This is a genomic window from Candidatus Blochmannia festinatus (nom. nud.), assembly GCF_059936355.1.
The window spans coordinates 381,843-396,644 of record NZ_CP012116.1 but is presented as its reverse complement, the minus strand read 5'-3'; the positions used below and the strand labels follow the sequence as shown (position 1 = coordinate 396,644).

Here is a 14,802-nt window from a genome sequence, read left to right as displayed (position 1 = left end):
TTTACTTATTAAAAAAAATAAAAATATAGTATTGTCAGCGATGTTATGAATTAAAAAATTAAGTATTTCAAAAAATAAATTTTTATCTTAAAGTAATATGAAAGTGTTTTTTTAAAGTCATAATGCATTTGTTCAATATTTCTTTAATTTCATGTTCTTGTAATGTGTGTGTATTACTTTGTAAGGTTAATTGAATAGTAAAGCTTTTAAATCCTGGAGGGATATTTTTTCCTGTATATAAATCAATTAATTTTATAAAAATTAATTGATTTATATTTAATCTTTTTAATTCATCAATTATAGCTGATGCAGTAATATGTATGGGTAAAATTATAGAAATATCTCGATAATTTTTAGGGAATTTAGAAATGGTAGTAATTTTAATCAATTTAGGCATAGAAATCGCATCCCAAAATAATTCAAACATTAATATATTTAGACGTAAACCTAATTGCATGCGTATTGAAGGATGTATCATGCCTATATATCCAATAAATATATTATTACAATATATTTTAGATCTTTGTCCAGGATGCAATGCAGAATGTATACAATTTTTAAATACAATTTCATTATGTTTGTGAATAATATTTAATACAGATTCTATATCTCCTTTGATATTATAAAAGTCGACTAAAGATGCTTTAGAAGTATCCCAATATTCGTTATTCTTATATTCAGCTCTTATTCCAGATAATTTGAACTGATGAGAAACTTGATTATTATTTTTATTTGGTATAAAACACATACCACTTTCAAATAATTGAATATTTTTTTGTTGTCTATTTTGATTGTATAAAACAGTTTTAATAAGTCCAGGCCACAAAGATAATCTCATAACAGACATTTCTTGATTAAGAGGATTGATTAATGTTAATGGAGTAGTGCATTGAGAATATATTAATTTTTGAATTTTAGGATCTACAAAGCTATATGTAATTATTTCTTGATATCCTCGATCTATTAATACAATTTTAGATTTAGATAATGAGATCATTTTGTTTGTAAGTTGAATATTTGAAGGTTTTGAAATTAATGTCGTTTTGATTGCAGCCTGTGGAATTTTATTATATCCATATATACGTATAATTTCTGATATTAAGTTTTCTTCTATATTTATATCGAAACGCCAAGTTGGAATTGATACAATCCATAAATTATTTTTTATATTTATTGTAAATCCAAGATTTTTTAAAATATTTAAAATTTCTTGAGTTTTTATATGAAAACCAAGTAGAGATATTAATCTAGAACGATGTAATTGAATTTTTTTGGTTTTAGGTAAGAAATTTTTATTAATAATTTTTATGGTTGGTCCTGCATATCCATTACAATTTTTTATTAATAATTTTGTAAAATAGTTTAATACTAATTCAGATATATTTGAATCTACTCCTCGTTCATATTGAGTAGTATAGAAATGATGGGAATTATATAGTTTAGATTGTTTTGAAATTATTAGTGGATCTAAAAAAGAAATTTGTATAAATATATCGTGTGTTTTTAAAGAAATATTTGACTCGTTTTTTATTTCAAGACCAGCAATAGCTAATGGTTTGTTGTAATCGGAAATAATTAATGTATTTGGAAGTAATGGTAAATTAGTATTATCTTTAGATAATACTAATTTTTCACCTGGTTTAGATAATCTTACAAAAATTTTGTTTTTATTAATTTTTTTATAATCATAAATGTGTATTGGATGACCTAACTCGAGTACAACATAATTTGTAATATCTGTCACTATGTTTGTTAAATTAATTCCACAACGACGTAATTTCTCTTGTATTTTCAGAGGAGTAGGAGCGTTTATATTAATATTTTTTATGATTTTTCCTAAAAATTTTGGACAATATTTGGGTTCTTCAATAATAATAGGAATAGAATCTTTGATGGTGGAAGTAATGGAATTTGTTGTAATTTTTTTTAATTTTAATTTGTTTATAGCAGCTATTTCTCTAGAAAGACCTATTATATTTAAACAATCTCCTCGATTAGGTGTAATGTCAATATCAATTATTTTGTCATTTAAATTAAAATAATCATAGAAATTACATCCTATAGGTGCGTCATCAGGTAACATAATAACATTTTTTTTGTTACTATGTAATCCTAATATTGAGAAAGTACATACAATACCTTCTGATTTTTCATCTTTTATAATAATTGGGGTAACTGTTTGTCCATTGGGTAATTTTGCTCCTATATTTGCTATAACTATCTTATTTGTCTTGTTGTAGTTGATTTTATGATAGGAAATAATATTAATTAATTTTTTACCTCCATTATTAACTGTAATAATCCATACTTCTTTAAGTTGAGGATGAGTTTTAAAACTTATAATTTCTGCAATAACTACTCCATAAAATTTTTTTAAAACAATAGGTTTAGATTCTTTTACATTAAATCCAGACATGGTTAATTGGTTTATCAATTCATTATGAGTAACGGGTGGATTTATCCATTCGCGTAACCATAGCTCACTATATTTCATAATGCAAAATTACCTTATTAATACATATAAATATATTGAAACATTAAAATTGATCAAGAAATTGTAAGTCATTTTCAAAAAGAATTCGAATATCAGTAATATGATACAATAACATTGCTAATCGCTCTATTCCTATTCCAAAAGCAAGTCCAGAAATTTTTTTTGAATTGATACCTACGTTACTTAATACTTTTGGGTGTATCAAACCACAACCTAATAATTCTACCCATTTAGCTTCAGATTGTTTTGTTTGTATGTTTTCTAGCATGTCTATTTCTGCAGATGGTTCAGTAAAAGGAAAGTAGGAAGGTCTAAAACGTAAAGTAATATTTTTTTCAAAAAAATTATACAAAAAATCATATAATATTTTTTTTAAATGCATTAAATTTAAATTAGAGTCAACTATGAAACCTTCTATTTGATGAAACATAGGAGTATGTTTTTTGTCATAATCTTTTCTGTATACTTTTCCAATAGAAATAATACGTATTGGAGGGGTTACATGAATCATAGAACGTATTTGAATTCCGGAAGTATGGGTTCTAAGTAATTGTTTTTTGTTAAACCAAAAGGTATCACTTTGATTTCTAGATGGATGATTATCAGGGATATTCAAAGCATCAAAATTAAAATAATTATTTTCAATTTCTGGTCCAGATACTTCTGTAAATCCTAAATGATTAAAATATGTTTGTATACGTTCTATAACGCTAGTTATAGGATGCAATGTACCTATTTTTGATTGAAATCCAGGTAAAGTAATATCTAATGTTTTTGCATTTAAAGATCTTTTTATCATTTCTGATTCTATTTTTTTTTTCTGTTGTAGAAATAAATTATATATATCTTTTTTAGTTTGATTTATAAATGCTCCTAAGTTTGGTTTTATAGTGTATTCTATAGAATTTAATGATTTAAGTTGTCGATTTATATGTCCATTTTTTCCTAAAAATGAAATACGTATTGATTCTAAATCATTTATATTATTGGATTTCATTATTTCTTTTTTTGCTTGTTTTTTTAAATTTTCTAATATATTTTTCATTGTTTTAAAAAAGTTTACTCTAATATTTATAGAGTTTAAATTATAATTATTGATATTAATTATTAATATTATAATTTTATGTAATTTTAGTAGAATTGTTTATATTACTTAAGTAAAGTTTAGAGTTATTTATAATATTAGAGAAACTTATTGTATCTGATTGAGCTAGTTTAGCTAATATTTTTCTGTTGATATTAATAGAGGATTTATGTAAATTATTTATTAATATGTTATAAGTTATACCATATTGTCGAGATGCTGCGTTAATTTTATTAATCCATAATCTTCTAAATAAACGTTTTTTTTGACGACGATCACGATAAGCATATTGTCCAGATTTTATAACTGATTGATAAGCTACACGATATGCGCGGGATCTGGCACCGTAATATCCAGAAGATTTTTTTAAAATTTTTTTATGTCGATTACGAGCTGTAACGCTATTTTTTACACGAGTCATCATATGTGACTTCCTTACTTGATATAATATTTATTGTGTTGATTTTATATACGTTATTAAAGTATATAATGATTTCTTATGTATAAGGTAATATTTTTGTAATTTTATTCATATATATTGAGGATAGTATAGATTTATGTCGTAAATGGCGTTTATACTTTGTAGATTTTTTTGTTAAAATATGCCTGGAGTAGGCGTGTTTGTATTTATATTTTCCTGAAGATGTTTTTTTGAATCTCTTACTAGCACTTTTCAAAGTTTTAATTTTAGGCATATTTTTCTTTAGTAAATGAAAATTAATTCGTTATTTATTTTATTATGGATTTAATATTTTTTGTTTTTGGTTGTTATCATTGTTGATATTTTTTAAATAATTAGATTTATTAGTAGTTTTTTTAGGAACTAAAATCATAGTCATTTGTCGTCCTTCAATTTTATTTGGAAAATACTCAATGATTGTTAATTCATTTAATTCATTACGTATTCTGTGTAATATCTTCACTCCAAGATGGTGATGAATTAATTCGCTGCCTCGAAAACGTAAAGTAATTTTAATTTTACATCCCTCATTTAAAAATTTAATTATGTTACGTAATTTTGTTTGATAATCTCCTTCTTCAGTAGTTGGTCTAAATTTTATTTCTTTAATATGAATGATTTTTTGTTTTTTCTTTTGCTCTTTTGTAGATTTACTTTTTTCATATAAAAATTTTCCGTAATCCATAATTTTGCATACTGGAGGATCAGAATTTGGACTGATTTCAACTAAATCTAAACCAATTTCTTCAGCTAATTTGATTGCCTCGTTAAAATCAACAATTCCAATTTGTTTTCCATCTACTCCAGTTAACCGAGTTTTTATTAAATTAATTTCTTTGTTAATACGATGCAGTCGAAATGATGGCATCTTTTTACCAATTTTAATAATTTTATTCCTCCAATTGATTAAAGTTATACGTATTGATTTCTTGCTTTATTTTTTTTATAAACATATCTATGTTATAATGTTTAATTATTTTACCTCGGAAAGTACGTATAGATATTGTACCTTGATCCATTTCAGAATTACCACATATTATCATATAAGGTATTCTATGAATGGTATGTAATCTTATTTTAAATCCTATTTTTTCATTTCTTAAATCTACTTCTATCCTAAGATTTTCTAGTTTTAGTTGATTTGCTATATTAGTTACATATACAGATTGTTCAGAAGTAACGTTCATTAAAACGATTTGTGTAGGAGCTAACCATGTTGGTAAAAAACCTAAGTATTCCTCAGTAATTAAACCAATAAACCTTTCTATAGATCCTAAAATAGCCCTATGAATCATTACAGGAACTTGATATTTATTATTATTATCTATATATCTAGCTTTTAGTAACTTAGGTAAAGAAAAATCTAATTGTATTGTACCGCACTGCCAAGCTCTTTTAAAAGAATCGAGTAAAATAAATTCTATTTTTGGTCCATAAAAAGCTCCATCTTGAGGTTGATATGTAAATTCTATATTATTTTTTTGAAGAACATTAGATAAATATTGTTCTGTAATATCCCATATTGAATCTTCTCCAATTCTTTTTTTTGGCCGAGTAGATAATTTAACCCTAATTTTTTTAAAACCAAATTCATTATAAACATCATACATCATTTTTATACAATGCATTAATTCGCTTGATATTTGTTTATCAGAACAAAAAATATGTGCATCATCTTGTGTGAATTCTCGTATTCTCATAAGCCCATGTAATGATCCAGAGGGTTCATTTCTATGACAATGTCCAAATTCTGCCATACGTAATGGCAAATCTTTGTATGATTTTATACCATGATTAAAAATTTGAATATGTCCAGGGCAATTCATAGGCTTAATACAATACATACGATTCTCTGAAGAAGTAGTAAATATATGTTTACAATAATTATCCCAGTGTCCTGTTTTTTCCCATAATTTTTGATCAATCATGATGGGGCTTTTAACTTCTTGATATTGATATTGTTGAAGTTTTTTTCTGATAAAATTTTTTAATTCTTGAAAAATAATCCATCCATTCTTATGCCAAAAGATCATTCCTGGCGCATTATCTTGAGTATGAAACAAATCCAATTGATTTGAAAAATTACGATGGTCTTTCTTTTGATATTGTTGAGATAAATTATTCATAATAACGATTTATATTCATGCTTACTTAACTTTTATTTTTATTAATTATATTATCGTATGTGCATTATAGTATTTTGTTGATACTCATTGTAACTCACCAAATTCATAAATCCTATATAATTCAAAAATACTAATAAAAATCAATGTTAAAGTATCAATCAATTATTTTACTAATTATATATTTAAATACGCATTTTTTACATATAAATATTTATTTTTAAATATTATGGTTTTTCTTTTTTATGTAGATATAAAATTTAATTTTTACTATAAATCAAATTAAATTTTCATGTAGCTTCATTAATATTAAAATTAATGTTCTTAATTTATTATATACTGCTCATGTAAAATGGGTAATTTTCTATAATCGTTTTCAATAATACCATATTTAACATTTATTATTATAGTTTTTTAAAACAAAATTTAAAATGATTAATGTTATATATAATTAGAAGATATATAATTAATGCACATATTTAAGATTTAAAAATGTAAATATTAAACTTATGGATATAAATTATCAGTTATTTTTATTATATAAATTATAATATTTGAAAAATTATTATTAAATACAATGAATATGAATTCAGTTCTAAATAGAATTAAATTTAATTTTTAGGTAGAAAATATATTTAATAGTATTAAATCTTTTAAATAAAAAATGAAATAAATTTCATTTTTTATTTAAAAGATTTAATTAATTTATCAATAGCTTTAATTTGTTTTAAAAAGTATTCTAATTTTATTAAAGGTAATGCAGAATATCCATCACACTTAGCTATGCTTGGATCAGGATGAGCTTCTAAAAATATCCCAGCTATTCCTACAGCTATACTTGCTCTAGCTAAATCAAATATTTGATTTCCTTTCCCTCCTGAAATAAAACTTGAGGGATCTCGAGTTTGTAGAGAGTGTGTGACATCTACAATAATCGGACATCCCTCTGAAGTATCACGCATTAAATTTATTCCTAACATATCTACTATTAAATCAGTATATCCAAAACAAGTACCTCGTTCACATAATATTATATTATGATTTTTAAAAAATCGAAATTTATTGACAATAAATTGAGTTTGAATTGGATGCATATATTGAGGTTTTTTTATATTTACTGTTAATCCAGTTTGTGCTATTGTTTTAATTAAGTCTGTTTGTCGTGCTAAAAAAGCTGGTAATTGTATTATATCAACTACTTCTGATATAGCTTTGACCTGATTAATTTCATGAACATCTGTCATAAGTTTTACATTGAATGTTCTTTTTAATTTTTGAAATAAGCGTAATCCTTTTTCTAATCCTGGACCCCGATAAGAATGAATAGAAGTTCTGTTTGATTTATCAAAAGATGCTTTGAATATGTAAGGGATATTTAATTTATTAGTGACAGAGACATAATGATCACAAACTTTCATGACAGTATCGTAATCTTCAAAAACATTCATTCCACCAAATAACACGAATGGTAAGTTATTTGAAATCTGTATATTTCCTATATTAATAATTATATTATTCATATAATAAATAATTTTTACAATATAACATTAATTGTTTTACAAATAAATCATTTTTATTTTTCATATAAAGTAACGTTCACAGATTAAAATTAATTTAATTTATTTTCTAAAATGATTGTATTGATTATTAAGTATTTATATAAAACAATTTTTTAAAAAATTGTTTTATATATTGTTTTTGATATTTACTACCATTAATAGAATATCTATTATTAGAATTTTTATATAGGTTTCCATTGACCATAAGTTACTCGTTCATAGTTATGATAATCACATTTAGTATAAATATTATTAAATTGATATTTTTTTAAAAAATTTCTTACTTGCTCCCCTTGATTCCATGCATGCTCTAAAAATATCCATCCATAGGGTAACAAATAATATTTAGAATATTGACAAATTAATTTCAAATCTGCTAATCCCGATTGTGTTGATACTAGTGCATTTTTAGGTTCAAAGTGTATATCTTTAGATAACCAACTTAAATCTTTTTTACTGATATAAGGAGGATTACTAACAATAAGGTTAAACTTGTTTGATTTTTTTAAATATTTAAACCAATTTCCATATATAAATCTTACATGTTTAAAATTAAATAATAATTTATTTTGATAGGCTAAATTTAATGCTCGTTTTTGTTGATCTAATCCTATAATTTCCCAATTTGGCCGTTCTGATGCAAGAGCTAAAGCTATAGTACCTACTCCAGTTCCTAAATCTAAGACTTTTAATTTACTAGTGTTAGAATTTAAATTTAGTACTTGTTCTACTAAACATTCAGTATCTGGTCTAGGAATAAAAACTCCTGGTAATATTTTAAAATTTAAAGACCAAAATTCTTTTGATCCAATGATGTAAGCAATAGGTTCTCCTTGTATTCTTCTATTAATTAGAAATTCTAATTTTTTTATTTGATTATGGTCAAGATAGGTTTCTCCAGATGAGAATAATTGAACCTTAGATTTTTTAACTACTTTTTTTAAAAGGATTTCTGCATCTATTTTTGGACTAAACGAATTACTTAATTTTAAACGTGCTAAATTTAACCATTTATTCCAGGTTATCATTATAATTTCACCAATTGATCAATTAATTCAGAATGATGTTTCTGTATAATAGACTTTATTAAAATATCTAATGCACCGTCCATAATATCATGCAATTTATATGATGTAAAATTAATACGATGATCTGTAATTCGACCTTGTTGAAAATTATATGTGCGTATTCGATCAGAACGATCTCCGGTACCTATTAAATTACGTCTAATGTTTGATTCTTCTATTTTTCTACGTTTAATATTCATTGTATATAATTTAGAACGTAATACTGACAATGCTTTGGCTTTGTTTTTATGCTGAGATCGTTCATCTTGACATTCTACAGATAATCCGCTGGGTATATGGGTAATACGAATCGCTGAATCAGTTGTATTGACATGTTGACCTCCAGCTCCAGATGCACGAAAAGTATCAATTCTTAAATCATTTGGATTAATATCAGGTAATTTAGTATCAGGTATTTTTGGAATCACAGCTACTGTGCAAGTAGAGGTATGAATACGGCCCTGCGACTCGGTATATGGGACTCTTTGTACTCGATGTCCTCCAGATTCAAATTTTAATTGACTATATGCTTTATTGTTAGAAATTTGCGCAATAACTTCTTTATAACCTCCGTGTTCTCCATATGTAGAATGAATAATTTCTATAGACCATCGTTGTGTTTCTGCATAACGTGTATACATTCGAAATAATTCTCCTGCAAATATAGCAGCTTCTTTTCCACCTGTGCCAGCTCGTAATTCAATAAAGCAACCGTATTTATCATTAGGATCTGTTGGTAATAATAATACTTTTATTTTTTTTTCAAGATCATTTTGAATTGTTTTTAATTTTTGTAATTCATCTAAAACGAGATCACGTATATCTACATCAGAAATCATCTCTTGTGTATGAAGAACAGTTTGTTGTAATTTTAACCATTCTTCAAAGTGAGTGACTATATTTAAAAGATGAACATGTTCTTGAGATACAGATCGTAAATGTTTTTTATTTTGAATATTATTAGAGCATTCAAATGATTGTTTTAGTTTATAAAAACGTTTCTGTAAAATGGTTAATTTATTTATTATAACAGTATGTAACATATATGTTGATATGCATTTTAAGATTTTAAATATATTATATAAATCTTATAATATATTTAAAATATTTAATATTGTCTATATTATTTATATATAGTACTAATTATTATTAGTAACAAATATATATTTAACCAATGATTAAATATTTTAGTTCTGATATATTTATTGTTTAATAAAATATAGTTATCATTTTTTATAAAAATTATTTCATATTATGATATGATGTAAATGCAAAACTAATATTAAAATAATTATAATTCTGATTTTTTATTTTTTAGTTAATTATATTTTTTAATTTTTAGTGATCACTAACTTTGTATTAAATCTATCAACTAATAGTTAATAAAACCTAATTATATTTATTAATCCGCATAAAAATGTAGATATTAATGTTTTATTTTATTTAAATTTTTACATAATAAAAAAGTCATTATATAGTGTTTTATTAACAGAACTGTTATATGATCATAATAAATATTTATGGCATTTAAGTGATTAATTAATGCATTACAATGTATGCTACCGATTGTTAAATATTATATTTTTTACATGTACTGCATGTGTGTATAATTATGTTTTTGATAAAGAAAAATTAATAAATTCTTGGAATATTCATCAACGATTAGTTTCTAAAATATTACATTATCAAATTCAGGGTAATATTATTTGTACAATTAATTCGAAACAAAAAGTGTATTTAAATTTTTTATGGACTCGAATCGATAATAATAATTACTATATTAAATTATCTAATATTTTTGGTTTAACTGTTATTTCTATTTCTTTAAAGAATGGAATAGTACATATTAACCCAAATTGCATGTTCCAACATGAAAGATTAACAGAACAAATACAAAAATGGTTAATAAATACTAATTTTTTTTCAGAACAATTACAACAATGGATTATAGGTTTACCTGGATATCATACAACATATCATTTAAACATTATGGGTATTTTATCTGATGTACATTATAATTATAATAATGAAAACATATTTATTTTTTATCAATTTTATTATACCGATAAAATGCCAAAATTACCTAAAATCTTAGAAATACATTATAAAGAATATTTTGTTAAATTGTATATAAATAATTGGAGTATTTAGAAATGTGTCAATGGATAGTATCTCCAGGTAAACTTAATTTATTTTTATATATTACTGGTTGTCGTTTAGACGGATATCATTATTTACAAACGTTATTTCAGTTGTTAGATTATGGAGATAAAATGAAATTTTTTATTACAAAAACTGGACAAATTCGGTTATTTAGTGTAAACAATGGTGTTTCATTTAAAAACAATTTAATTATACAAGCTGCTAGGTTATTGAGCGATTTTTACTACAAATTATATCAAAAAAAAAGATTAGGAGTGGACATTATTTTAAATAAAAAATTACCTATAGGTTCTGGATTGGGTGGAGGTTCTTCAAATGCTGCTACTACGTTATTAATTTTAAATCAAAAATGGAAATGTTTTTTAAAAAAAGAGATACTTATGGGCTTAGGATTGAAGTTAGGAGCTGATATTCCAGTGTTTATTAATGGATACTCATCTATCGGGGAAGGTATTGGAGATAAATTAATATCAATATTTTTGCCTGAACGATGGTATTTAATCATAATTCCTTCTATTAGCGTAAATACGTCTTGGGTTTTTAATGCATACAGATCTTCATGTAATTGTTATTCTCCATATCGTTCAATAAAAACATTATTGAATACTCCGTTTTCTAATGATTTAGAACCAATTGTAAAAAGAATGTTTCCTGAAATAAAAAAATATTTTCATTGTTTATCAAATGAAAGATTAGTTCGTTTAACAGGAACAGGATCTTGTATTTTTTCTGAATTTCATGATAAAAATTTAGCTTATCAAACACAAAGATGTTTACCAAATTGGATTCAAAGTATTGTGGTTCGAGGAATTTATATATCTTCTGTTCATCAGGCTTTATTTAGAAATAATATTAAAGAATAAATTATATTTTTATGATAAGTTATATGACTGGTATAATTTTAAATAAATAGTAATATTTATTTAATAGAAGATTTTATGTATGAAATTATTTACTGGAAATGCTATACCTAAGTTAGCTCAACGTATTGCTAGTAGATTGTATACTACTCTCGGGAAAGCGGATGTAGGAAGATTTAGTGATGGAGAAGTAAGTGTGCAAATTAATGAAAATGTGCGCGGAGGAGATATTTTTGTTATTCAATCTACTTGTGCTCCTACAAATGATAATCTTATGGAATTGATTGTAATGGTAGATGCATTAAGGCGAGCATCTGCAGCGAGAATTACCGCTGTAATTCCTTATTTTGGATATGCTCGTCAAGACAGACGAGTTCGATCTGCTAGAGTACCAATTACTTCAAGAGTTGTGGCAAATTTTTTATCTAGTGTTGGAGTTGATCGTATTTTAACCGTAGATTTGCATGCTGAGCAAATACAAGGATTTTTTGATGTTCCAGTAGATAATGTATTTGGTAGTCCTATTTTATTGGAAGATATGTTTAAGCAAAATTTTAATAATCCTATAGTTGTATCTCCAGATATTGGAGGTGTAGTACGAGCTCGAGCAATTGCTAAGTTACTTAATGATACTGATATGGCAATAATAGATAAAAGAAGATCTAGAGCTAATATTTCCCAAATTATGCATATTATCGGAGATGTATGTAATCGGGATTGTATTTTAGTAGATGATATGATTGATACTGGCGGGACATTATGTAAAGCAGCAGATGTTTTAAAAGAGAGAGGAGCTGGTCGAATTTTTGCATACGCAACTCATCCTATTTTTTCTGGAAAGGCTTATGAGAATATACAAAAGTCTATGATAGATGAAATTGTTGTTTGTGATACTGTTCCATTAAAACCAACAATACAATCATTACCTAATATACGTACTTTAACTTTATCAGGGATGCTTGCAGAAACAATTCGACGAATTAATAGTGAAGAATCAATTTCTGCTATGTTTGAATATTAAGATATATATTTATTTGTTTGTGTTAATATGTAATTATATTTAAAATATATAATGAAAAATATTGTTTTGTATAATTAAATATTATATTTCTACAGTAGTAATTATTAATAATAGGATCAAAATAACAATCTTTTATAATACAATTTTTATTATTTTATATAATATACAATATGACAATCAAACTTATTGTAGGTATAGGAAACATTGGACTTAAATATATTAATACTAGACATAATCTTGGTCATTACTATATCCATATGTTAGCAAATAAATATAAAGTTATATTAAAACAAGATAAGTTTTTATCTGGGTTTATAGGATCATTTAAAATATTTAATTATACAACAGTACATTTATTGATTCCTGATGCTTATATTAATAAAAGCGGAGTATCAGTATATAAATGTATGCAGTTATATCACTTATCTTTACAAGAAATATTAGTAGTACATGATGACTTAGATTTACCTCCTGGTACAATAAGGATTAAATTAGGGAATAAGTCATATGCAAGTCATAACGGAATTCAAGATATTATTAATAAATTTAATAATAAATATGATTTTTATCGTTTACGTATAGGAATTGGTCGTCCTGATAGTAAAAATGAAATTATAAATTTTGTATTAAGTTCTCCGTCTATTTTTGAAAAAAGAAAAATTGATTTTATTATAAATAAATCAATATTATGTCTTGAAGATATCGTAGGAAATAATTTTATTAAAGTGATGAATCAATTACATTCTGTTTCCTTTATTAAATAAGTAATATTTTAAAAATACTAAATTAGTGTTTAGTTAGTATAATTGAAGATGGTAAGTTAGTTTGTTAATTAGTTATGAATGTATTTAGTTTGTATATAATTATGAGTTTCTTTATCAAATGAAGGTTAATTGTGGTATTATTGGATTACCTAATGTGGGTAAATCTACTTTGTTTAAGTGTTTGACTAATCTTGCTGTTAAGATAGCAAATTTCCCTTTTTGTACTATTAAACCTAATGTTGCTACAGTAAATATTCCTGATTTTCGTTTATGCGAGTTAAATCGTATAATACATGCTCATGAAGTTATTTATGAAACTGTAGAATTTGTTGATGTTGCTGGTTTGATACAAGGAGCTACACAGGGCATAGGATTAGGAATAAAGGTTTTAAATGATATGCAATCTACAAAGGTATTATGTCATGTAGTCCGTTGTTTTGATGATGATATTATTTTTCATATTAAAAATAATATAGATCCTTGTAGAGATATTAGTATTGTAAATACTGAATTAATTTTATTTGATATAGATAAATGTGAAAAAAGTATTAATTGTATAAAAAAAAGAAGACATCAAATTGAATCTATAGTGACTAGTTGTGATCAACAATTATATATATTAGAGAAATGTTTAAATTATTTATATGAAGGTATGCTTTTACGAAACGTTCAATGGTCTCAAATAGAAAAAAGTAATATTCAAAAATTTAATTTTTTAACTTTTAAACCAGTTTTTTACATTGCAAATGTTCATAGTAAAAGTAAAAATACAAGCAATATTTATTTTCAGAAATTAAAAGAATTTATTATGGCAGATCGAAGTTATTCTCCAATTATTTCATATTGTTTAGCTGATTGTAATAAATATATTTTTAATAATGATAATCAATACGATAATTCTTCTACGTTATTAACTACTGTTATTAGTTATATGTTATCTTTGTTGCAGCTAAATACGTTTTTTACTGTGAATGCTAAAATGATTCGAGCATGGATTTATGAAAATGGGGCAACAGCATTTGATGTAGCACATAAAGTACACAGTGATTTTGAAAAAGGTTTTATTCGTGCACAAGTAATAAAATTTGATGACTTCATTAAAAATAAAGGAGAATTTGGATCAAAAAAAAATGGTAAAATTCGTAATGAAAGTAAGACTTATTTTATAAGAGATGGAGACATCATTAAATTTTTATTCCTCGTATAG

The 14,802-nt window shown here is 24.6% G+C and carries 13 protein-coding genes and 1 pseudogene; 5 read left to right on the top strand and 9 right to left on the bottom strand.

Annotated features, from left to right (window positions below; genetic code table 11):
- Positions 1-82: 82 nt before the first annotated feature.
- From pheT to prfA, 9 genes and pseudogenes are all read right to left on the bottom strand, one after another.
- Positions 83-2,494 carry a phenylalanine--tRNA ligase subunit beta gene (pheT, locus tag Bfest607_RS01810; RefSeq protein ID WP_500838052.1) on the bottom strand — a complete coding sequence of 804 codons (2,412 nt, stop codon included), beginning with the start codon at positions 2,492-2,494 and terminating at the stop codon, positions 83-85.
- A gap of 43 nt (positions 2,495-2,537) precedes the next feature.
- Complete coding sequence (gene pheS / locus Bfest607_RS01805) at positions 2,538-3,539, bottom strand: phenylalanine--tRNA ligase subunit alpha (RefSeq protein ID WP_500838051.1); 1,002 nt, start codon at positions 3,537-3,539, stop codon at positions 2,538-2,540.
- Positions 3,540-3,615: 76 nt separating this feature from the next.
- Entirely contained in the window at positions 3,616-3,999 is a 384-nt protein-coding gene (rplT, locus tag Bfest607_RS01800; protein WP_500838050.1) for a 50S ribosomal protein L20, read from the bottom strand.
- Positions 4,000-4,075: 76 nt separating this feature from the next.
- Positions 4,076-4,273: a 50S ribosomal protein L35 gene (gene rpmI / locus Bfest607_RS01795; protein WP_500838049.1), complete on the bottom strand. Its 198-nt coding sequence runs from the start codon at positions 4,271-4,273 to the stop codon at positions 4,076-4,078.
- A gap of 42 nt (positions 4,274-4,315) precedes the next feature.
- Positions 4,316-4,924 carry a translation initiation factor IF-3 gene (infC, locus tag Bfest607_RS01790; RefSeq protein WP_500838584.1) on the bottom strand — a complete coding sequence of 203 codons (609 nt, stop codon included), beginning with the start codon at positions 4,922-4,924 and terminating at the stop codon, positions 4,316-4,318.
- Between the two features lie 4 nt (positions 4,925-4,928).
- Positions 4,929-6,149 (bottom strand): annotated as a pseudogene (gene thrS, locus Bfest607_RS01785) (threonine--tRNA ligase); the annotation flags it as partial.
- A 695-nt stretch (positions 6,150-6,844) separates the two neighbouring features.
- Positions 6,845-7,681 carry a 3-deoxy-8-phosphooctulonate synthase gene (gene kdsA / locus Bfest607_RS01780; protein ID WP_500838048.1) on the bottom strand — a complete coding sequence of 279 codons (837 nt, stop codon included), beginning with the start codon at positions 7,679-7,681 and terminating at the stop codon, positions 6,845-6,847.
- A gap of 221 nt (positions 7,682-7,902) precedes the next feature.
- Positions 7,903-8,748 (bottom strand): peptide chain release factor N(5)-glutamine methyltransferase, encoded by an 846-nt coding sequence (prmC, locus tag Bfest607_RS01775; protein ID WP_500838047.1) that lies wholly within the window; start codon positions 8,746-8,748, stop codon positions 7,903-7,905.
- Positions 8,748-9,830 (bottom strand): peptide chain release factor 1, encoded by a 1,083-nt coding sequence (gene prfA, locus Bfest607_RS01770; RefSeq protein ID WP_500838046.1) that lies wholly within the window; start codon positions 9,828-9,830, stop codon positions 8,748-8,750. Before prfA ends, prmC begins: the two co-directional genes overlap by 1 nt.
- Positions 9,831-10,329: 499 nt before the next feature.
- Between prfA and lolB the strand changes: the two genes are divergently transcribed.
- From lolB to ychF, 5 genes are all read left to right on the top strand, one after another.
- Positions 10,330-10,938 (top strand): lipoprotein insertase outer membrane protein LolB, encoded by a 609-nt coding sequence (gene lolB, locus Bfest607_RS01765; RefSeq protein ID WP_500838045.1) that lies wholly within the window; start codon positions 10,330-10,332, stop codon positions 10,936-10,938.
- A gap of 2 nt (positions 10,939-10,940) precedes the next feature.
- The gene (gene ispE, locus Bfest607_RS01760) at positions 10,941-11,813 is read left to right on the top strand and encodes a 4-(cytidine 5'-diphospho)-2-C-methyl-D-erythritol kinase (RefSeq protein ID WP_500838044.1); all 873 of its coding nucleotides are present in this window, start codon (positions 10,941-10,943) and stop codon (positions 11,811-11,813) included.
- 79 nt (positions 11,814-11,892) lie between these two features.
- The gene (locus Bfest607_RS01755; protein ID WP_500838043.1) at positions 11,893-12,831 is read left to right on the top strand and encodes a ribose-phosphate pyrophosphokinase; all 939 of its coding nucleotides are present in this window, start codon (positions 11,893-11,895) and stop codon (positions 12,829-12,831) included.
- A gap of 170 nt (positions 12,832-13,001) precedes the next feature.
- Positions 13,002-13,595: an aminoacyl-tRNA hydrolase gene (gene pth, locus Bfest607_RS01750; RefSeq protein ID WP_500838042.1), complete on the top strand. Its 594-nt coding sequence runs from the start codon at positions 13,002-13,004 to the stop codon at positions 13,593-13,595.
- A gap of 118 nt (positions 13,596-13,713) precedes the next feature.
- Positions 13,714-14,802, top strand: coding sequence for a redox-regulated ATPase YchF (gene ychF, locus Bfest607_RS01745; RefSeq protein WP_500838041.1), 1,089 nt, complete (start codon positions 13,714-13,716; stop codon positions 14,800-14,802).